Source organism: Leifsonia sp. Root1293 (genome assembly GCF_001425325.1).
GTDB lineage: Bacteria > Actinomycetota > Actinomycetes > Actinomycetales > Microbacteriaceae > Orlajensenia.
In genome coordinates, this window is record NZ_LMEH01000002.1 from 324,876 (window position 1) to 344,485 (window position 19,610).

Below are 19,610 nucleotides of genomic sequence, written 5' to 3' on the forward strand. Positions count from 1 at the left end.
ATGTCCGGGGTGTCGCACACGGTGTCATCGACCGCGGAAAAGGTGCCCGAAATCGCAGAACTTCTCATGAACGGGCCGATCCGGCTCGATTCCGTGCAATAGTGCGCGGTTTCAGACGGATGCGGCAGGCTCCGCGGCGCGACCGGCGGCTGACGTCGCACCGGTCAGCACCGGGCTGCACGACGTGGCCGTCATACGTCCGTCGGGATCGAGTCGCTCGAGGAGTGACGCGCCGATCGCCGAGAGCTGGTCGAGTTGCTCGGGCGTGAGGGCGTCGAGCACGAGAGCCCGCACCGTCGCGACGTGACCGGGACCCGCTTCGGTGAACGCGGCGAGACCGGCGTCGGTCACCCGCGCGTTCGTTGCCCGGCGGTCCTCTGGGCAGGGGAAGCGCTCGACGAGGGCGCGGTCCTCGAGTCGACGCACGACGTGGGACAGGCGGGCGAGCGTCGAGTTGGTCTGCGACGCCAGCCTGGTCATGCGGGAGGTGCGGCGAGGGGAGTCGGCCAACACCATGAGCACGCGGTATTCGAAGTGCGTGAGCCGCGAATCCCGCACCAACTGGGCGTCGAGCGCTGCGGGCAGGAGCTCGGTCACAGCGATCAGGCGGATCCACGCCGTCTCCTCCACGGCGCTCATCGGGCGGGGATCGGAAGGAGTTGCATCGGCCATTCCTGAATTCTAGCGCGATTGGTTGAAGCAACAACTAAAGTGGGCTATTGTTTTAGTTGTCGGTACAACCTATTTACCGGCGTTCGTTGCACAGCATCACAAGGAGACATCATGACCACGGTCAGCATCATCGGAAACGGCAACATGGGAACCGCGATCGGCTCGCTCGCGGCCGAGGGTGGTCACACCGTCGAGTTCATCGACCGGCAGTCGACCGCGATCTCCGGAGACATCGTCGTGCTCGCCGTCCCCTACCCCTCGGTTGCCGGCATCATCGCCGACCGTGCCTCGGCACTCGCCGGCCGGATCGTCGTCGACATCACCAACCCGCTCGACTTCGAGACCTTCGACGGCCTGGTCGTTCCCTCCGACGGCTCAGCCGCATCCGTCATCGCCGAGGCGCTGCCCGAATCGACGGTGCTCAAGGCGTTCAACACCAACTTCGCAGGCACCCTCGCGGCCAAGTCCGTCGGCGACTCACGCGTCACAGTGCTCATCGCCGGTGACGACGACACTGCGAAGCGACTGCTGTCCTCCGTGCTGAAGGATGCCGGTGTCGCCGCAGTCGACGCCGGCTCGCTCAAGCGCGCCCGCGAGCTCGAGGCCATCGGCTTCCTGCAACTCACCCTCGCCGCACAGGAGAAGATCAGCTGGACCGGCGGCTTCGCGCTCGTCGGCTAGTTCTCGGCGCTGTGACGGATGCAGGCCGGATCGACTGATGCCCCCGGGCACAGGCCGATCCGGGCTGTCTCCGTCGATGGAGCCTGATGCGGCTCGGCCCTTGTGCACTGTCGGCGGTCCGTGGTCGGCTGGGGTCATGGGCTTCGATCCGAACTTCCTCGCCGTTCCCGTCGCGTTCCCCACGCCTGCGGCGGTCGAGTCCGAGACGGCGGCATCCGTCGAACCCGACACGGCTCTGCTCGACTACGAGCACTTCACGATCGACCTCGACCGGGAGCGCCGGCTAGCGCGCGTGACCGGAGTGAACATCGACGGGTCGGCGATCGTCGACGTGCCGCGGGGCGACGACTGGCGTTTCGACGAACGCGTGCCTGCCGACTGGCAGACCGGCCCCGCGGTCTACGCGAACAACGATCTCGACCGCGGGCACCTGGTGCGTCGTCGTGATCCCGTGTGGGGTCCCGATGCCGAGACCGCCGAGTCCGACACCTTCCACTTCACGAATGCGGCCCCTCAGGCGTCGGCGTTCAATCAGGGCAAGGAGCTGTGGCTCGGCCTGGAGAACCACGTCTTCGCCTTCGCGAACGTGAACGAACTCAAGCTCAGCGTCTTCACGGCGCCGGTGCTCGGTCCCGACGACCCGCCCTATCGGGGCATCCGGATTCCGCTGCGATTCTGGAAGGTCGTGGCGTGGACGGCGGCACCCGACGCGGCATCCGGTGCCGACGCGCCCGAGCTGTCCAGCGCCGGATTCGTGCTCGACCAGTCGTCGCTCGTGCCAGAGCGTGACGGCGAACGGATGCTGCGCGACGCCGGCGAACCGCCGCAGCTGGGTCCGTACCGCACCTTCCAGGTGCCGATCGCAGACATCGCAGCAGCGACCGGGCTCGTGCTCGACGACCTGATCGCCGCCGATCGGATGCCGCCATCCGTCGCCGCCGGAGGATGGCGCGAGCTCAGCGAGCCGGCCGACATCATCCTGTAGCGCGCCGCGCGCCGCGCGCCTCTCGCCGAGGTCTGGGCGCTGCCCCCGCTCGCCACCTGTGGCCGCATGGAGACGTCGGGAGCGGCCACAACTGGCGAGCGATGGCGTCGGCGCGCCCTCTGAGCGGCCACAACCGGCGAGCGGCCCACCCCGACGGAGAGCGGGGCGCGCCGATACCGAGGATGATGGGGCACATGGCCGAACCCCAGACTCCCCGCGTCGCCGTCTACATCGACTTCGACAACATCGTCATCTCCCGCTACAACCAGATGTTCGGCAAGGCCGCGTTCACGCGCGACCGCGCCCGGACTCATGAGGTGGTCGCCGGCGGAACCGACGAGGTCTCCGGTCGCCTGCAGCAGGCAAAGGTCGATGTCGGCGCGGTCATCGACTACGCCTCCTCCTTCGGCTCCATCGTGGTCAGCCGCGCCTACGCCGACTGGTCGCAGCGGGTGAACGCCGCCTACCAGAAGCAGCTCATCGACCGCGCGATCGATCTGACCCAGATGTTCACGACCACTCTCGCCGGCAAGAACGGGGCCGACATCCGTCTGGCCGTCGACGTGGTCGAAGACCTGTTCCGCCTGCCCGACGTGACCCACGTGGTCATCGTCGCCGGCGACTCCGACTACATCGCCCTCGCCCAGCGCGCCCGCCGTCTCGGCCGCCACGTCATCGGAATCGGCGTCGCCGGTGCCACCAGCCGCGCGCTCATGGCCGCCTGCGACGAGTTCTCCGACTACGACGACCTGCCCGGCATCGAGCGCTGGGTGGCGCCACCCCGGGTCGCCGCTGCTCCTGCGGCCGCTGCTCCGGCGGAGGCTCCGTCGACGGATGCCGCGGCCACGGACGCAGCCCAGGCAGCTCCCGCCACGAAGGCGAAGGCCGGGTCGCGTCGGGCAAAATCGACGTCGACGGATGCAGTCGGCAAGGCCGAGCCGTCAGCTGCAGCATCCGCGGCCCCCGAGAGCGGACCGAAGCGCAAGCCGACGACGATCCCCGAGTTCTCGCACCCGCTCGAGCCCATCGACTCCGGCCTCGACGAGGACGTGGAGGAGGCGCCGGTCGACCCTGCCGCCGCCCAGAAGGCGGCCACCGACCTGCTCGTGAGGGCGCTGCGCCTGGTGCACACCCGCTCGAACGACGAGGAGTGGGCGTTCACCTCTGAGGTGAAGAACCAGATGATCCGCATGGATCCCGCCTTCAAGGAGAAGCCCCTCGGATTCAAGTCCTTCTCCGACTTCATCGCGTCGCGCTCCGATGTCGTCGAGGTCAACGACAAGGCTGCCGCGAACACCCGTCGCCTGCGCCTGAAGGCCTGACGCGCAACGGACGCGGCACAGTTCAGGCGCCGTCATTAGGCTGAACGGATGCCCGACCTGTTGCCGTTGACCGATCGCAGCGCACTCCGCGCGGACTGCGCGAACTGCTTCGCACTGTGCTGCGTCGCGCTCAACTTCGTGGCATCGGCCGACTTCGCCATCGACAAGCGCGCCGGCGATCCGTGTCCGAATCTGCAGGACGACTACCGCTGCGGCGTGCACTCGGAGTTGCGCGAGATCGGCTTCCGCGGCTGCACCGTCTACGACTGCTTCGGCGCCGGTCAGCACATCTCGCAGCAGACCTTCGGTGGACGCAGTTGGCGCACCGACAGGTCGACAGCGACGGAGATGTTCGCGTCGTTCGGCGTGATGAGGGAACTGCACGAGCTCCTCTGGTACCTGGTCGAAGCACGGGAACGTGCGTCGAGGCTCGCTGCGCTCGCGGGCGGCGCGGATTCCGCCACGGCGACGGACATCGACGCCCTCCTCAGCAGAACCGAGTCGATGACGCGCGGAACCCCGGATGGCCTCCTCGCCCTCGACGTGAACGAGCACTGGGCGCGGGTGAACGCCGTGCTGGTGCAGGTGAGCGAGTCGGTGCGGGCTGATGCGCTCGCCGGCCGCGATCCGCATCCGCGGGCCGGACGCGGCGCCGACCTCATGGGAGCCAAGCTGCGCGGTGCGGATCTGCGCGGGGCGAACCTGAGGGGCGCCTACCTGATCGCTGCCGACCTGCGCGGTGCCGACCTCACGGCTGCGGATGTGATCGGCGCCGACCTGCGGGATGCCGACCTCAGGGGAGCCGACCTCTCGGCTGCGCTGTTCCTCACCGGACCTCAGGTGGCGTCGGCTCGGGGCGACGCCACGACGCGCCTTCCGGAGGCGCTGGGCATGCCGCGGCATTGGGGCGCCCGCCCCCCTCGCTGATCGAGTAGCGACCGAGCGGAGCGAGGACGCGTATCGAGATCACCGTCGACGGGCTCCGAGAGCTCGGGGGTGGGGTGGTTTCGATACGGCTGCTCGCTGCGCTCGCGGCCTACTCAACCAGCGGACGGGCTGCTCGCGCCTACTCAACCAGCGGGCCGGCTGCTCGCGCCTACTCAACCAGCGGGCCGGCTGCTCGCTCCGCTCGCGGCCTACTCAACCAGCGGGCCGGCGGGCGGGCGGGCCGACCTACTCCCCGCTCGGGTGCGCCCCTGCAGCGTCGATGACCCAGGCGTAGGCGAAGGCCCGCTCGCGCCAGGCGCTGTACCGACCCGAGACGCCGCCGTGGCCGGCCGCCATCTCGACCTTGAGCAGCGCATCCGCCCCGACCTCGCGCAGGCGAGCCACCCACTTGGCCGGCTCCACGTAGAGCACCCGGGTGTCGTTGAGGCTGGTGACGGCGAGGATGCGCGGGTAGCGCACCTGGTGCACGTTCTCGACCGGGGAGTACGACTTCATGTAGTGGTACACCTCCTCGTCGTCGAGGGGGTTGCCCCACTCGTCCCACTCGATCACGGTGAGCGGCAGCGATGGATCGAGGATCGAGGTGAGTGGATCGACGAAGGGCACCTCGGCGAGGATGCCCGAGAAGTACTTCGGCGCGATGTTCGCCACGGCCCCGACGAGCAGTCCGCCGGCGCTTCCACCCTGGGCGACGAGCTTCGACGGCGCCGTGTAGCCGGCCTCGATGAGGTGCTTCGCCGCATCGACGAAGTCGGTGAAGGTGTTGCGCTTGTGCAGCTTCTTGCCGTGCTCGTACCAGAGCCGGCCCATCTCGCCCCCACCGCGCACGTGGGCGACCGCGAAGATCATGCCGCGGTCGAGCAGGCTGAGCCGCGGGATGCCGAAACCGGGGTCGATGGAGTGCTCGTAGGACCCGTAACCGTACAAGAGGGTTGGCGCGGGTTCCCCCGGCGTGACCAGGTCACGGCGGTAGACGAGCGAGATCGGGATGCGGGTGCCGTCGGCCGCCGTCGCCCACTCGCGGCGCTGCTCGAAGAGGTCGGCGTCGTAGTGACCGAGAACGGGCTGCTGCTTGAGCAGGCGGCGTTCCCCGGTCGCCACGACGTAGTCGTACACCGTCGACGGCGTCACGAAGCTGGTGTAGCCGAGCCGGAGCGTCGGCTGCGTCCACTCCGGGTTCGACCCCGTTCCCACCGTGAAGAGCGGCTCGTCCCACCCGAGTTCGTGCAGGGCGTCGTCGTGCGTCGCGTCGGGGATGCGCGCGACGGCCACACGCGGCAGGCCGTCGCGGCGGTACTCCACCGACACGAAGTCACGGAAGGCGTCGACGCTCTCCAGGCGCACCGCCGGATCGTGGGGCAACAGCATCCGTCGTTCCCCTTGGGGGTCGGATGCCGCCACGCTGACGAGCTCGAAGTTCACAGCGCCGTCGTTGTGCACGATGAGCAGCCTGTCGTGGTCGTTGACGATGGCGTGCTCCACGTCGTATTCGACGCCGTCGACGCGCGGCCACACCACGGAGAACTCGCCCGTGGGGTCTGATGCCGGCAGCAGGTGGATCTCGGTGGTCACGTTCGAGCCGGCCTCGATCACGAGGTACTGGCGGCTGCGGGTGAGGCCCACGCCGATCCAGAAGCGCTCGTCGGGCTCGTGGAACACCGAGACGTCGGCAGACTGCGGCGTGCCGATCTCGTGCCGCCAGATGGTGTCGGGTCGCCAGGCGTCGTCGACGGTGGCGTAGAAGAGGTAGCGCCCGCTGGGGTCGAAGATCGCACCTGACGAGGTGTTCGGGATGACGTCGGTGAACTCGTCGCCCGCGGCATCCGGAGCCAGCGACCGCAGGCGGATCGTGTACCGCTCGTCGCCCTCGAGATCTGTCGCGTAGAGCAGGGTGCCGCCGTCGGTCGACACGTCGAAGCTGCCGAGCGAGTAGAACTCCTGATCGGCCGCCTCGGCATTGTCGTCGAGCAGGATCTGCTCTCCGGGGAGAACGGATGCGTCTCCTTCGAGCACCGGAGGAGTCCAGTCGTCGGCCGAGGCGATCGGGGCGCGGCAGTGGATGCCGTACTGGCTGCCCTCGACGGTGCGCGTGTAGTACCACCAGTCGCCCTCGCGGCGCGGAACGCTGAGGTCGGTCTCCTGCGTCCGGTTCCTGATCTCCTCGAAGATCTGCTCCTGCAGCAGCACCAGATTCTCGGTGCGCGCCTTCGTGTAGGCGTTCTCCTCGTGCAGGTGAGCGAGGACCGCCGGATCCTCCTTGGCGCGCAGCCATTCGTAATCGTCGATCACGGTGTCGCCGTGATGGGTTCGTTCGGTGGGCTGCTTCGGAGTGACCGGGGGAGTGAGCACGATCTCAGCGTACCCGGCGGCGCCGCGCTGACCGCTGGCACGGGGTCCCGACGAGCGCCGCCGCGTCGGCATCACCCGACGTCGACCACCAGCTTGCCACGTGCGTGGTCCTCGCCGAAGTGGCGCAGGGCCTCAGGCACCTCGTCGAGGCCGTAGCTGCGCTCGATCACGGGGACGACCCGACCCTCGTCGGCGAACCTCGCCAGATCGTCGAGACGTTCCGGGGTGGTCGTGGAGGCGAGGATCCGCAGCCGCTGGGACACGAAGGGGGAGGTGAGCCCTGCTGCCGCCATCGCGGGGATTGGTCCGAGCCGGCGCCCTCCCTGACCGGTTGAGAGCACGAGGGTTCCGCGAGGCTCCAGCACCCGGCGCAGCGCCTTCAGGGGATGACTGCCGGCCAGGTCGATGATGACGTCGTACCGGCGGCTGCCCCGGGTGAAGTCCTCGGCGGTGTAGTCGATGACGTGGTCGGCTCCGAGCGCGCGCAGCTGCTCGAGGTTGCGGCTGCTGCACACGCCGGTCACCTCTGCCCCGAACGCCTTCGCGAACTGCACGGCGTAGGTGCCGACGCCCCCGGATGCCCCATTGACGAGCACGCTCCGGCCCGGCGTGACGCCGCCGCTGTCGCGGACGGCCTGCAGTGCCGTGCCCGCTGCGATCGGCAGCGCCGCCGCCTGTGCGAACGTGAGCGTGCGCGGCTTCGCGGCGAGCGTCGACTCCGGCGTGACGGCGTATTCCGCGAAGCTTCCGGTCCCGATCTCGCCGTAGACCTCGTCGCCCGCCCGGAAGCGCGTGACCCGGGGACCCACCCGTTCGACGGTGCCGGCGACGTCCCGCCCTCGCACGGTCACCCGCGGGGTGCGCAGGCCGGCCGCGAGCCGGATGATGCCCGGCTCTCCGGTGACGAAGGCCCAGTCGCCGAAGTTGACGGATGCCGCATGCACGCGGATGAGCACCTCGTCGCCCGTCGGCTCCTGTGGGCGGTCCACCTCGGCGAGGCGCAGGACGGAGACGGGGGAGCCGTAGCCCCTCTGCACGATGGCCTTCACGGCATCGCCCGAGCGCGTCGAGGCTGTCGGGCGCGGTCGATGCCGGCGCGTACAGGAGGCCGGGTGGCGGACACGAGCACACAGTAGCGCAGTGCTGGGGCCGGACACGAGACGAGGGCCCGACCGTCTGCTGACGGTCGGGCCCTCGTTGTGCGTGTCGGACTAGCCGGCGCGCGGCGGGGTGATCCGCAGGAACGCCACCTTGTCGAACAGCGAGGCCTTCACCTCGACCTTGGTGCCGTAGCCGACACCGGCGTCAGCCGGGTTGCCAGTTCCGAGCGGACCGAAGCCGAGATCCTCGCCGTAGTACTCCGTGGCGGGGCTGCCGTCGGCGTGGACCACGCGGGTCGAGTACGGTGCACCGTCCACCGAGGGAACGACGACCGAACCCTGGGCGTAGCGCCAGAAGATCCCCTCATCGTTGACCTCGATGCCGGGCACCCAGCCCTTGTCGTCGGTGAAGGTCTTCACGGGTGCCTGCGCCGGAACCTTGGTGCAGTACTCGGTGAACGCCTCATCCGTGATGCACTCCGTGAACGGGTACGTCTTCTTCAACCCGAAGGCCGCGTTGGACGAGTTCGCGCGAGAGCTCATGTTCTTCAGCCTCGACGGGTCGACCTCGGCCGCGGCGCCGGTGCGGCGCAGCGGGTCGAAGTGGCTGTCGACGATGAGCAGACCGCCCTTGGCGCCACCGCTCGGGAGCGACGTGAGGTTGCTGGTGACGTGGTTCACGTCGCCGTACGTCGTGTCGCGGTACCAGACGAGGGCACCGGGCGCGTTGTACTTGATCTTCTGCACCTTCCAGGCGTCGTCGCTGTACACGGTCGTGTAGCCGTACTGGAGGCCCTTGTCGAAGCCGTCGAAGTTGCGCCACTCGACCAGGTAGTACTGCGCCTTGATCTGGGTTCCCGAATCGATGTGCCAACCGGCACCGGTGGTGTCGGTGTGCGTCGAGACCTCGGTGGTCCAGCCGGTGTCGCCACCCTCCACGTCATCCGTCCAGACGGGCGTGTCACCGCTCGTCAGGGCGAAGTCGTCGGAGAACCATCCGCGCTCCTCGAAGGCGGCATCCGTCGCGTAGCGAAGACGCACGTCGACCGAGGTTCCGGCGTAGGCCGAGAGGTCGACGTACTGGTGAGCCCAGCCGTTCGACGACCCGGTGAGGCCGTACTTGAGGTTGCCGAACGTGGCGAGGTTTCCGTTGGGGTCCGGGTAGTCATCCGGGGTGGATGCCTCGGAGCCGTCCTCGTTGTAGACCTTCTCGTTCACCCAGGTGGTTCCGCCGTCGGTCGAGACCTCGACGAATCCGAAGTCCCAGTCCTCCTCGATCACGAAGTCGTTCCACATCCAGAACTTGGCATCGGCCGGCACGTCGACCGCGCGCGAGAGACGCACGTCGGCCCACGACTGGTCGGCACCGGAGTACCACATGCCCTCACCGCTGTGCGGCGTCGCGAGGGTCACGACCTTGTCGGGCAGGTTGATCTTCACGCCGTCCTCGGTGTACTTGATCGGACGCGAGGCCTGGCTCACCGCGATGGTGCGAGCACGGTCACCGGGGTTGACGACCTCGGGGTCGCTCCAACCGAGCACGTACTTGTCCCAGATGCCCATGTGAGCGGGCATCGACTGGAAGATCGGTCCGCTGTGCGATCCCGACGACATGAGGTCCCAGAAGTCGACGTCGGAGTCTGCGGCACCTGAGGTGTCGTAGAGGTCCGGCAGACCGAGGTCGTGGCCGTACTCGTGGGCGAACACGCCGACGCCCGAGTCCTCGGGCTGCACGATGTAGTTCGACAGCTTGAGGTTCGTGCCCGGAATGGCCGCTCCACCCGCGACAGCGGAGGAGTGCGCCCAGATGGCGTAGGTGCCTTCGGCTCCACCGCCACCCGACTTGTCGGATCCGGCGTGCACGAGCACGACGTGGTCGATGACGCCGTCGGGCTCACTGAAGTTGCCGTCGCCGTCACGGTCGCCCTGGTCCTCGAGGTCGTAGTCGGCCCACGGGAAGTCGGGCTGAGCTGCGGCGAGGGCCGTCACTGCGTCGATCGGGAGCTGACCGGCGCCGAGGGGGTTGTCGGGGTGGCCCTGCATGTCCTGGATGGCTCCGGCCTCGTAGACGCCTTCGTCGTTCAGGTGGCAGGTGCTCGCACCGTAGTAGGCCTCGGAGTGCGGCACCGTGATCCACGGGGTCGCCGAACCGGTGACCGTGTAGGCGCCCTGGGACATCTCCTCGTACATCCGCTTCATGGTGTAACCCGAGATGTCGAAGCCCTTCTTGCCATCAGGACCCGTGAGGTCCGTGCGCACGCGCTTCGTGATGCCCTTGTCGGTGTAGAGCATGTCGTTGAAGTGCTTCGACGAGAAGTCGGGCACCCACATCGAGTTGTTGTCGGGCTTGGACGCGTCGGCGGGGTTCGGGATGGTGTTGTGGAGAGGGCCGCTCTGCACGTCGCCGAGCTTGCACTCCGTGGCGCCGAACTCCGTCGGCACCTGGACGTTGGAGAAGTCGTCGGCGGCGTTGGGGTCGAACTCCACGAGGATCGTGAGGAGCTTGGCCTTCTGCGTCGTCGCAGCCTTCTTGTAGATGCTCTTGAGGGCCTTGGGGCTCTTGCCGGTCTTGATCGACTCGGATTCGAGCTTGGCCAGTCCCTGGGCCGCGACCGGATTACCGCTCGCGAACTTCTCATCGATGCTCTGGGCCTCGACGATGGCCTGCTCCGCATTGCGGTTCGCAGACGAGTCGACGGCGATGTCGGTCCCGAAAGCGGCTTCCGCCCGCGGTTCCGCATAGTTCATGTAGTACTCGGAATCGCTGATCATCGGTGCGATCTGCGGTCCCGCCACTGCCGGCCCCACCGCAGCCGTCGTCGCCAGGCCGGCGGCGACGAGAGCCAGTATGGGTACTGCAGCTACGACGCGCCTGCGTCGTGCCTTGGTTCCTGACATGCTTCTCCCTCCACGTACCCCGTAGCGATGACCACCGGGCACAAACGGCGTCCGATGTGTGACGGACGTAACCCGAATCCTGCCCTTAAGACCCCACGCTGGTAAATGCCTGTGGCCCTTATTGGAGGGACATACGAATATCTTGCGGGGATCCTTCGCCGACAGGTCGTTTCGCGCAAGAATCTGTCACCCATGCGAGGGTCGCTCCGCGAAGCTGAGCATTCGTCATCCGCTGGCGGGTGTGCGGGGCTGCCGAGGATGCCAGACTGCGATCCATGGATGAACGGATGCGGCGACGACTGGTGCTCTGGGTGGCGGTGCTCGCCAGTTTCGTCTCCTTCCTCGACGGATCGATCGTCAATGTGGCGCTGCCCGCCATCGCCGACGACCTGGGCGGCTCGCTGGAGACCCAGCAGTGGGTGATCGATGCCTACCTGCTCACCCTCGGCTCGTTCATCCTCCTCGCCGGATCGCTGTCGGACCTGTTCGGCCGCATCCGGATCCTCCGACTGGGACTGGTGATCTTCGGCATAGCCTCCATCGCCTGCGCCATCGCTCCCACCGCCATCGTGCTCATCGGGGCGCGCGCGGTTCAGGGAGTCGGGGCAGCGCTGCTGGTGCCGAGCTCGCTCGCCCTCATCACGGCCACCTTCGACGGTCCTGCCCGCGCCAAGGCCATCGGAACGTGGACGGCCTGGACGGGCGTCGCGTTCGTGGTGGGCCCACCCCTCGGCGGGCTGCTCGTCGACACCGTCGGCTGGCGCTCGATCTTCGTGCTCAACGTGCTGCCGATCGCCCTGACCCTCGTGCTGCTGGTGCGCCTGGCACGCCTGGGCATCCCTGAGCACGCGGCTCCCGGGGTGCGCATCGACGTCCTCGGAGCCGTGCTCGCCTCCCTCGGGCTCGCGGGCCCCGTGTTCGCACTGATCGAGCACGGTCGCCTCGGCTGGGACGACCCGCTCGTGCTGATTCCGCTCATCGGCGGCCTCATCTGCTTCGCCGCCTTCCTCTGGTGGCAGACGCGCTCGCGGCACCCGCTCATGCCGCTCTCGCTGTTCCGGGCGCGCAACTTCGCCGTCGGAAACATCGCGACGGCCGCCGTCTACGCTGCCCTCTCACTCGGGCAGTTCATCATCGCGGTGTACCTGCAGGAGGTCGGCGGCTTCTCGGCGACGGCTGCGGGCCTCGCCACGATCCCGCTCTCGATCCTGTCGATCTCGCTCTCGACGCTGTTCGGTTCGCTCGCCGGCCGCTACGGACCGCGCAGATTCATGACCATCGGTCCGCTCACCATGGGCGCCGGCTTCCTCCTCATGCTCACGGTCAGCGATCCGCTGCAGTTCTGGCTGCAGATGATGCCGGGCATCCTGCTGTTCGGACTCGGCCTGTCGATCACCGTCGCTCCGCTGACCGCCGCCATCCTCGGTGCCGTCAGCACGGCTCAGAGCGGCATCGGATCCGCCGTCAACAACGCCGTCTCACGCGTGGCCGGTCTCGTGGCCATCGCGTGCGCAGGCACCATCATCGGGGGCACCCTCGACACCGACGCCTTCCACCGCGTCGCGCTTGTGACGGCCGTGCTGTTCATCGCCGGCGGGCTGGTGTCGTTCGCCGGCATCCGTACCCCGAAAGCCGTTCCGGATGCCGCAGGCGATGCCGCCCCCGACGCCGCGGCTGGCGCTCCGGTGGCCTAGCGATCCCGGCAGCGCAGCACGTCGTCAGCGACTCCGTCGCTGCCGCCGGCGAGCGACACGGCGTCAGGCCTGGAGCACCCGCCAGCTGCGCAGGTGCTCGACGGCGATGCCCGAGTAGCCCGCCAGGCCGACGAAGGCGTCGCGGACGAGACCAGCCTCGGCCTCGAGCACGGCGGACCCCTCGTCGAAGAAGGTGTACTGGGCGCCGCCGGCCACCTCGGGGGTGTCCGTCTCGACTCCGATGGTGAACGGCTTTCCGGCGACGGATGCCGCCGTCGCGGCCGGCTGGGCCAGCGCGATGATGCCGTCGCTCCCGGCCGCGTGGTCGGCGAACGCCACCACGGCGATGCCGTCCAACTGCGGCAGGGTGATCTCGAGCACGGTCGGGCTGCCCGGGCCTCCGGTCGGAGTGACGGCCCACCACCAGGGCGCATCGGCCAGGAGGGCGCCGGAGCCGAGCGGGACCGAGGAGCGCACCAGGGCGTAGAGCGCGGCGAGCTGGGGGGCGTAGACGCTCGGCTCGGTTCCGGCCACCCACGGCTCGAGGTCGAACTGCAGGCCGTCGAACGGAGCCGACGCGAGCGCAGCGCGGGCCCACCACACCGCGAGAGCGGGCTCGGCCACCCACGAGCGGTCGCCGCCGAGTGCGAGCACGCGCACCCCGATGGCCTGCAGGCCCGAGACGGTCTCGAGCAACCAGTCCTGGATGGGTCCGCCCTGATCAGCCGCCCACGGAACGCTCAGGTACACGGTGGTCAGCGAGTGCGCCTGGGCGAAGCCGATCACCCCGGCCGGGGTCATGTCGGCGTAGCCGTTGCCTCTGGCATCCGCGCTCGGGGGCACCGAGTTGCCCCAAGCCCAGATGGTGGTGATGGGGGACGCGACCATGTCGCAAGCATGGCGCATGCACGGGACTCAGGGCGGCGCGGCGCGCGCGAGTCGGGAGACGCACGCGCCCGCTGGGGTACGGCGCGCGATGACGTTCATCGATGCGCGGCATCCGGCGGCCAGAATGAGCCCATGACCCGTCACTGGAGCCCGCTCGCCATCGTCTACCTCGCGCTCGCCGTCTGCGGACTGGTGGGCACGTGGACCTTCAACGTCTTCGCCGTGATCCAACTCCGCGACTTCTTCGGCGACTGGCTCGGGAGCGGGCCGGCCGTGTCGTCCCTGACCGTCGATCTGCTCGTGGCTGCCGTGGCCGGCAGCCTGTTCATCGTCATCGAGGCGCGGCGCCTCGGCATGCGATTCGGCTGGCTCTACGTCGTGGCGTCGGGACTCACGGCGTTCGCGTTCACCTTTCCGCTGTTCCTGGCCATGCGCGAGCGGCGGATGCGGGCGCTCGCCGCTCCCACGCGATCCGAGGCGATCGACCCGACGCCCTAGCGCTCGGAGCACCCCAGGGTCGAAACTGGGCGGCGGGGACGCCGTCGCCCAGATCGCGCTCTCATCCGCAGCTCCACCGGTACCACCGACCTTCAGGAGAACCGCATGACAGCATCAGTCCCTCTGCTCACCGAGTGGGAGATCGCCGAGATCGACGCCGCGAACGACTCGGGTCGCACCCCCGTCGTCTTCGTCCACGGGCTCTGGTTGCTCTCCAGCAGCTGGAAGAACTGGCGCGAGCTGTTCGACGACAACGGCTACGCGTCACTCGCCCCCGGGTGGCCGGACGACCCGGACACCGTCGCCGAGGCCCGCGAGCACCCGGAGACCTTCGCGAAGAAGATGGTCGCGCAGGTCACCGACCACTACCTTGCCGCCATCGCCAGACTCGACAAGCGCCCCGTCGTGATCGGGCACTCCTTCGGCGGGCTCATCGCCCAGAAGATCGCGGGGGAGGGCGTGGCCGAGGCCACGATCTCCATCGACAACGCGCCGTTCAAGGGGGTACTGCCGCTGCCTGTCTCGGCGCTCAAGTCGGCGTCGCCTGTGCTCACCAACCCGGCGAACATCAATCGCGGCGTCTCACTCACCTTCGAGCAGTTCACCTTCGGGTGGGCGAACAACCTCGACGAGACCGAGGCCCGCCACCTCTACGAGACGTACCACGTTCCGGCCGCCGGGGCACCGCTGTTCCAGGCGGCGACGGCGAACTTCAATCCGTTCGGCGGAGAGACATCCGTCGATTCGAAGAACCCGGACCGCGGACCGTTGCTTCTCATCGCCGGCGAGAAGGACAACACGGTGCCGCTGGCCATCAGCAACGCGAGCTACAAGATCCAGGCGAAGAACCCCGGTGTGACCGAGGAGATCGTCATCCCGGGTCGCGGGCACTCGCTCATCATCGACAGCGGCTGGCGTACCGTCGCTGACGAGGCGCTGGCCTTCGCGCAGAAGTACGCTCCGACCGCGTAGGCGCGGCGCCCGCGCAGTCGCCTGCCCGCTCGCTACCCGCTCGCTCGCCACCTGTGGCCGCTTGCTCCCGCTCGGAGCGGCCACAGGTGGCGACGCAAGGGAACGGATGCGGCCACAACTGGCGGGCGGATGAGGCCACACGCGATGGTCCTAGGCTGACCGCATGCTCATCGAACATCGCGGCAGCACTCCCGTCGTCGCAGCATCCGCCGTCGTCGCCCCGACCGCCGTAATCTCGGGAGACGTGACCCTCGGCGAGAACGTGCGCGTGCTCCATGGAGCCGTGCTGAGCGCCGAGGACGGCCTGATCACCGTGGGAGACGACGTCGTGATCATGGAGGGCGCCCTGCTGCGCGGCCGGGCTCGGCATCACGTCGTCGTCGGGTCATCCGTAATGATCGGTCCACGCGCCCACGTGAACGGTGCGGAGATCGGCGACGGGGCATTCATCGCGACGGGCGCGTCGGTCTTTCCGGGCGCCGTCGTCGGTGCAGGCGCCGAGGTGCGCATCAACGCGGTCGTGCAGGTCAACACCACGCTCGAACCCGGCGCGGTGGTGCCGATCGGCTGGGTGGCGGTCGGGAGTCCGGCCAGCATCCTGCCGCCTGAGCGCCACGACGAGATCTGGGCGATTCAGCGCGAGCTCGGCTTCGTGGCGACGGTGTACGGTGCCGCGCCCGACGCGACGATGAGCGACATCATGCGCGGGCAGGCCGAGTTCTACGGCGCGCACCGCGACGATCGACTGCTGGAGTGAGACGGCCGCACTGACCCCGAGCGAGGTCGTCGGCCCACCGGCACGAGTGAAGCCGACGCCGAAGCCACCATCACGCCGACTCCGTGCGGATGCGAGCGGATGAGGCTACTCGTCCTTGCGCGTGAAGTCGCCCTCGGGAGCGTCGGCCGGGAGTTCCTCGTCGGTGTACGCGCCCTCGACGCTCGGATCGGGCCCGTCGCCCTCGGTCTCGGTGTACTGGCCGTGCACCTGGCGGATCTCCGGCTCTTCTCCGTCGGTCTCGGTGTACCGGCCCTCGCGCTCGTCGCTTCCGGTCTGCTCACTCGGGTTCTGGGTCATCGAAAAGCCCTTCCTCTGCCTCCCGAGTCACTGCGTCGTGCCCGGAATGCCCATGCTAGGCGCGCACCCGGGACGGCGCTAGGGGTGCGAGCCGAGGTCGACGCCGCTGAGCCGAGGGGACTCAGGCCTCGGGCAGCACCCTGTCGAGCGAGGCGTGCGCGGCGGCCAGTCGCTCGGGCCTGATCATGCCGGGAAGGATGACGACCCACATCTCTCGCACGCGCTTCACGAGGTCCTGGTAGCCGGTGAGAACACCCGACGCCATCTGCACGCCGGTGAACGCCGGGATGACGAAGTGCGCGATCGTCTCCGGGTCGGCGTCCGGCCTCAGGTCGCCCTCGGCTGCGGCTCCGCCGAGCAGCGCGGCGATCAACGGGATCCAGTCCTCGAACGGACCACGCAGCGGAGGATCGAATGTCGTCGTCTCGGTCGTGAGCCTCACACCGGCTCGGGCGAGGATGCTCGTGGCCATCCAGTGCGCGAAGTCCGCGCACAGGCCCATGACGGCTTCGAGGCTGCTGGCGGATGCCGCGATCACACGCTCGGCCGATGCCTTGCCCAACTCCTGCTCGCGGGCGATGACGGCGCGCGCGATCTCCTCTTTCGACGTGAAGTGGAAGTACAGCGAGCCCTTGGAGACGCCGGTCTCGGTCGAGATGTCGGAGATCGAGGCTGCCGCGTAGCCGAGCCGGGCGAAGACGGCGGCGGCGCCATCGATGGCCCGCTCGCGGGTGACCTGAGCACGCTGCTGCTGCGTCACAACAATCCTCCAGCTGGCCCCGGATTAAAGCGTACCCACATCCGGAGGCGATGTCTCTTCGCCTGCCTAAACGGGACGACTGGTTTGTTTTCGACCACTGCTCACCAATAGACTCGCCGCACGTCCTGATGGCCCTGCCCCAGGCGAGCGTTTGAGCGCAACGCCTGACGACGGCTTGCACCACCCAATGGGGGGCGCACGGAAGGCGACCCGAAGCCGACGACCGTGCAACGGTTGGTGCGGTCGTCGTCGGCAGCGGTCCGCCGACGTCTGGGTGATGCTCACCCGGAGACTGGAAGTCGGCGGGCGATGGCGACGGTCAGCCGGCGAACGGCACGACCGGCAGCCCCGTCGCTCCCGGCTGCACGGCGAACAGCGAACCGGCCTCGGGCTCCTCCTCCGGCGAGAAGCCCTGCCGCGACGTCGTGATGTAGAGCGTGCGCAGATCGGATCCGCCGAAGGTGCAGGCGCTCACCTGCGACACGGGCAGCTCGACCACGGCGCCGAGCGAACCGTCGGGCTCGTAGGCGTGCACGGCCGATCCCGACCACAGGGCGACCCAGACCCGGCCATCTGCGTCCACGGTGAATCCGTCGGGGTAGCCCGTCGCCTCGTCGATCTCGACGAAGGGGCGTCGATTCCGCAGCGCGCCGTCGACATGATCGAAGACGTCGATGCGTCCGGTCGGGGTGTCCGCGTAGTAGCAGAGGGCACCACCGGGCGAGAACGCGATTCCGTTCGAGATGGTCACCGAGTCGAGAACGACGGATGCCGACAGGTCGGTCTCGACCCTGTAGAGACTGGCCGTGCCCGTTTTCTCCTCGTAGGACATGGACCCGGCATAGAGGCGGCCGAGCGGATCGGTCGTGCCATCGTTCATGCGGATGCCCGGGTCGGTCCAGAGTTCGACCGTGCGGGTGGGAGCGGCATCCGGTACATCGCTCAGACCGAGGCCGCGTTCGGTGGCGACGATGTAGCCGCCATTCGCACGGGGCCGAACGAAGCCCGCCACCGGGCTGCCGATGTCGAGGCGGCGCACCGAAGCGCCGTCTGCCTCGAGCGTGAGGAGGGCGCCCTCGGTGAGGTCGACGAAGCGCAGACCGCCCCACGACTCGCTCCAGACCGGCCCCTCACCGTGGTGCGAGACGGGGCCGGTGATGTTCTCGGCGCGCATGCTGGGCCTTTCGTCGACGGGAGGGCTGGGCTGCGGTGCGTGGTGCTGGTGTCGGGATGGCTGGTCGCCCGGCCGGGCTGGCTGGCTAGGCGAGCAGCTGCTTGGCGAGCTGGTCGGCCGAGTAGACCGTTCCGATGGCGTCGACGGCCTCCGCGGGGGATCCGTACCCCCACTCGACCATGATGGTCGGGATGCCGTGGGCAGCGGCACCGAGCGCGTCGTGCGACCTGTCGCCGACCATGACGGTGCGGCTGGTGTCGATGCCGATCTCCCGGAGGCGGCGGATGGCCTCTGCGATGACGTCGGCCTTCTCGCTGCGCGACTCGTCCTCCGTGGCGCCGGTGATGACCGTGAAGTACTGGGCGAGGTCGAAGTGCTCGAGCACCAGGGTGGCGATCGTCTCGGGCTTGCTCGTCGCGAGAGCCAGCGGGATGCCCGCCTTGTGCAGGCGCTCGAGCAGACCAACGACGCCGGGGAAGACGGCGGTCTCGACGGCGGTCGTGTTGTAGTCGGCGCGGTAGAGGTCGAGCGCGTGGCGCGCTTCGGGCTCGGTCATGCCGGCGCGCTCCATGAAGCTCTCCAGGAGGGGCGGCCCGACGTAGGAGAGGAGGCCGGCCGCGTCGGGCACGGGCAGCCCGAGCGCGACGAGAGTGCGCTCGAGGGCGGCCGTGATGCCGGGGGCGGAGTCGACGATGGTGCCGTCGAGATCGAACAGGACTGTGGTCCACGCGCGGGTGACCGTGGTGGGGATGCTGAGGGTGTCGGTGGTGCTCACGCTGAAATAGTAAGGGAGCAAAGTGAGCAGTGGCGGAACGCCCGCTGTGCACGCACTCAGTGAATGCTCAGCGCTCGCACAGGATCACACCCGACCGGCCGAACGCCGGGCATGGGTCAGAACAGCCGTTCGTCCGCGTTGTCGATGCCGCGCATGGCGTCGTAGTCGAGAACGAGGCACCGGATGCCGCGATCCTCGGCGAGCGTGCGCGCCTGCGGCTTGATCTCCTGCGCGGCGAACACCCCCTGCACTGGGGCCAGTCGGGGGTCGCGGTTCATGAGCTCGAGGTAGCGGGTGAGCTGCTCGACGCCGTCGATGTCTCCACGCCGCTTGAGCTCCACCGCGACGGACCTGCCCTCGGCATCCGTCGCCAGGATGTCGACGGGACCGATGGCCGTCATGTATTCGCGGCGGACCAGGCGGTGCCCGTCGCCCAGGAGTTCGATCTGTTCGGCGAGCAGTCTCTGCAGGTGCGCCTCCACGCCGTCCTTCTGCAGGCCGGGATCGATGCCCAGCTCGTGCGCCGAGTCGTGCAGCACCTCGTGGATCGACACGATGAGCAGGTCGGCGGTCTTCGCCTGCGTGACCGTCCAGAGCTCCGTGATGCCGAACTCGCGCTGCTCGTCGCTCGGCTCGCTCATGGCGATCGTGCACGGCGGGCTCATCCAGTTGAGCGGCTTGTAGCTGCCGCCGTCGGAGTGCACCAGCAGGCTGCCATCGGCCTTCAGCATCAGCAGCCGGGTGGCCAGCGGCAGGTGCGCGCTCAGGCGTCCCGCGTAGTCGACGGAACACTTCGCAATGACAAGACGCACCGGATGA

18 protein-coding genes are annotated in these 19,610 nt (G+C 68.7%); 8 read left to right on the plus strand and 10 right to left on the minus strand.

The window, feature by feature from the left end:
- Nucleotides 1–111: 111 nt before the first annotated feature.
- A complete protein-coding gene (locus tag ASC59_RS13395; RefSeq protein WP_082513679.1) occupies nt 112–672 on the minus strand; it encodes a MarR family winged helix-turn-helix transcriptional regulator in 561 nt (186 codons plus the stop codon).
- A 111-nt stretch (nt 673–783) separates the two neighbouring features.
- On the opposite strand from ASC59_RS13395, the gene ASC59_RS13400 reads away from it, so the two are divergent.
- The 4 genes from ASC59_RS13400 (at nt 784) to ASC59_RS13415 (ending at nt 4,587) form a co-directional block, all read left to right on the plus strand.
- Nucleotides 784–1,353: an NADPH-dependent F420 reductase gene (locus ASC59_RS13400; protein WP_055824051.1), complete on the plus strand. Its 570-nt coding sequence runs from the start codon at nt 784–786 to the stop codon at nt 1,351–1,353.
- A 136-nt stretch (nt 1,354–1,489) separates the two neighbouring features.
- Nucleotides 1,490–2,338, plus strand: a complete 849-nt coding sequence (locus tag ASC59_RS13405; protein WP_055824053.1) for a DNA/RNA non-specific endonuclease — start codon at nt 1,490–1,492, stop codon at nt 2,336–2,338.
- Nucleotides 2,339–2,532: 194 nt separating this feature from the next.
- On the plus strand, nt 2,533–3,660 hold the full coding sequence (locus tag ASC59_RS13410) for an NYN domain-containing protein (RefSeq protein ID WP_055824056.1): 1,128 nt from the start codon (nt 2,533–2,535) through the stop codon (nt 3,658–3,660).
- Nucleotides 3,661–3,708: 48 nt separating this feature from the next.
- Complete coding sequence (locus tag ASC59_RS13415) at nt 3,709–4,587, plus strand: pentapeptide repeat-containing protein (protein ID WP_055824059.1); 879 nt, start codon at nt 3,709–3,711, stop codon at nt 4,585–4,587.
- A 246-nt stretch (nt 4,588–4,833) separates the two neighbouring features.
- Here ASC59_RS13415 and ASC59_RS13420 read toward each other — a convergent pair whose 3' ends face one another.
- The 3 genes from ASC59_RS13420 to ASC59_RS13430 all read right to left on the minus strand — a co-directional run bounded on the left by ASC59_RS13420 (nt 4,834) and on the right by ASC59_RS13430 (nt 10,955).
- The gene (locus ASC59_RS13420; protein WP_055825516.1) at nt 4,834–6,957 is read right to left on the minus strand and encodes a S9 family peptidase; all 2,124 of its coding nucleotides are present in this window, start codon (nt 6,955–6,957) and stop codon (nt 4,834–4,836) included.
- A gap of 71 nt (nt 6,958–7,028) precedes the next feature.
- Nucleotides 7,029–8,006, minus strand: a complete 978-nt coding sequence (locus ASC59_RS13425; RefSeq protein WP_055824062.1) for an NAD(P)-dependent alcohol dehydrogenase — start codon at nt 8,004–8,006, stop codon at nt 7,029–7,031.
- Nucleotides 8,007–8,168: 162 nt separating this feature from the next.
- Nucleotides 8,169–10,955 (minus strand): immune inhibitor A domain-containing protein, encoded by a 2,787-nt coding sequence (locus tag ASC59_RS13430; RefSeq protein WP_055824064.1) that lies wholly within the window; start codon nt 10,953–10,955, stop codon nt 8,169–8,171.
- Between the two features lie 275 nt (nt 10,956–11,230).
- Here ASC59_RS13430 and ASC59_RS13435 point away from each other — a divergent pair, with 275 nt between their 5' ends.
- Complete coding sequence (locus ASC59_RS13435; RefSeq protein WP_200942403.1) at nt 11,231–12,649, plus strand: MFS transporter; 1,419 nt, start codon at nt 11,231–11,233, stop codon at nt 12,647–12,649.
- 63 nt (nt 12,650–12,712) lie between these two features.
- On the opposite strand, the gene ASC59_RS13440 is transcribed toward ASC59_RS13435, so the two are convergent.
- Nucleotides 12,713–13,537, minus strand: coding sequence for a hypothetical protein (locus tag ASC59_RS13440; protein WP_055824070.1), 825 nt, complete (start codon nt 13,535–13,537; stop codon nt 12,713–12,715).
- A gap of 132 nt (nt 13,538–13,669) precedes the next feature.
- Between ASC59_RS13440 and ASC59_RS13445 the strand changes: the two genes are divergently transcribed.
- The 3 genes from ASC59_RS13445 (at nt 13,670) to ASC59_RS13455 (ending at nt 15,764) form a co-directional block, all read left to right on the plus strand.
- Nucleotides 13,670–14,035, plus strand: a complete 366-nt coding sequence (locus ASC59_RS13445) for a DUF2834 domain-containing protein (protein ID WP_055824073.1) — start codon at nt 13,670–13,672, stop codon at nt 14,033–14,035.
- Between the two features lie 105 nt (nt 14,036–14,140).
- A complete protein-coding gene (locus ASC59_RS13450) occupies nt 14,141–15,007 on the plus strand; it encodes an alpha/beta hydrolase (protein WP_055824075.1) in 867 nt (288 codons plus the stop codon).
- Between the two features lie 163 nt (nt 15,008–15,170).
- Complete coding sequence (locus tag ASC59_RS13455) at nt 15,171–15,764, plus strand: gamma carbonic anhydrase family protein (protein ID WP_055824078.1); 594 nt, start codon at nt 15,171–15,173, stop codon at nt 15,762–15,764.
- A gap of 105 nt (nt 15,765–15,869) precedes the next feature.
- Here ASC59_RS13455 and ASC59_RS13460 read toward each other — a convergent pair whose 3' ends face one another.
- From ASC59_RS13460 to nucS, 5 genes are all read right to left on the minus strand, one after another.
- A complete protein-coding gene (locus ASC59_RS13460; RefSeq protein ID WP_055824080.1) occupies nt 15,870–16,082 on the minus strand; it encodes a hypothetical protein in 213 nt (70 codons plus the stop codon).
- 121 nt (nt 16,083–16,203) lie between these two features.
- The gene (locus tag ASC59_RS13465) at nt 16,204–16,842 is read right to left on the minus strand and encodes a ScbR family autoregulator-binding transcription factor (protein ID WP_055824083.1); all 639 of its coding nucleotides are present in this window, start codon (nt 16,840–16,842) and stop codon (nt 16,204–16,206) included.
- 319 nt (nt 16,843–17,161) lie between these two features.
- Nucleotides 17,162–18,016 (minus strand): SMP-30/gluconolactonase/LRE family protein, encoded by an 855-nt coding sequence (locus ASC59_RS13470; protein WP_055824084.1) that lies wholly within the window; start codon nt 18,014–18,016, stop codon nt 17,162–17,164.
- A gap of 85 nt (nt 18,017–18,101) precedes the next feature.
- On the minus strand, nt 18,102–18,791 hold the full coding sequence (locus ASC59_RS13475; protein WP_055825518.1) for an HAD hydrolase-like protein: 690 nt from the start codon (nt 18,789–18,791) through the stop codon (nt 18,102–18,104).
- A 116-nt stretch (nt 18,792–18,907) separates the two neighbouring features.
- Nucleotides 18,908–19,603 carry an endonuclease NucS gene (gene nucS, locus ASC59_RS13480; RefSeq protein ID WP_055824087.1) on the minus strand — a complete coding sequence of 232 codons (696 nt, stop codon included), beginning with the start codon at nt 19,601–19,603 and terminating at the stop codon, nt 18,908–18,910.
- Nucleotides 19,604–19,610 lie beyond the last annotated feature (7 nt).

Coding starts and splice junctions, on each gene's coding strand:
- ASC59_RS13395 (WP_082513679.1), bottom strand. CDS start 672: ATGGCCGATGCAACTCCTTCCGATCCCCGCCCGATGAGCGCCGTGGAG.
- ASC59_RS13400 (WP_055824051.1), top strand. CDS start 784: ATGACCACGGTCAGCATCATCGGAAACGGCAACATGGGAACCGCGATC.
- ASC59_RS13405 (WP_055824053.1), top strand. CDS start 1,490: ATGGGCTTCGATCCGAACTTCCTCGCCGTTCCCGTCGCGTTCCCCACG.
- ASC59_RS13410 (WP_055824056.1), top strand. CDS start 2,533: ATGGCCGAACCCCAGACTCCCCGCGTCGCCGTCTACATCGACTTCGAC.
- ASC59_RS13415 (WP_055824059.1), top strand. CDS start 3,709: ATGCCCGACCTGTTGCCGTTGACCGATCGCAGCGCACTCCGCGCGGAC.
- ASC59_RS13430 (WP_055824064.1), bottom strand. CDS start 10,955: ATGTCAGGAACCAAGGCACGACGCAGGCGCGTCGTAGCTGCAGTACCC.
- ASC59_RS13435 (WP_200942403.1), top strand. CDS start 11,231: ATGGATGAACGGATGCGGCGACGACTGGTGCTCTGGGTGGCGGTGCTC.
- ASC59_RS13440 (WP_055824070.1), bottom strand. CDS start 13,537: ATGGTCGCGTCCCCCATCACCACCATCTGGGCTTGGGGCAACTCGGTG.
- ASC59_RS13445 (WP_055824073.1), top strand. CDS start 13,670: ATGACCCGTCACTGGAGCCCGCTCGCCATCGTCTACCTCGCGCTCGCC.
- ASC59_RS13450 (WP_055824075.1), top strand. CDS start 14,141: ATGACAGCATCAGTCCCTCTGCTCACCGAGTGGGAGATCGCCGAGATC.
- ASC59_RS13455 (WP_055824078.1), top strand. CDS start 15,171: ATGCTCATCGAACATCGCGGCAGCACTCCCGTCGTCGCAGCATCCGCC.
- ASC59_RS13460 (WP_055824080.1), bottom strand. CDS start 16,082: ATGACCCAGAACCCGAGTGAGCAGACCGGAAGCGACGAGCGCGAGGGC.
- ASC59_RS13470 (WP_055824084.1), bottom strand. CDS start 18,016: ATGCGCGCCGAGAACATCACCGGCCCCGTCTCGCACCACGGTGAGGGG.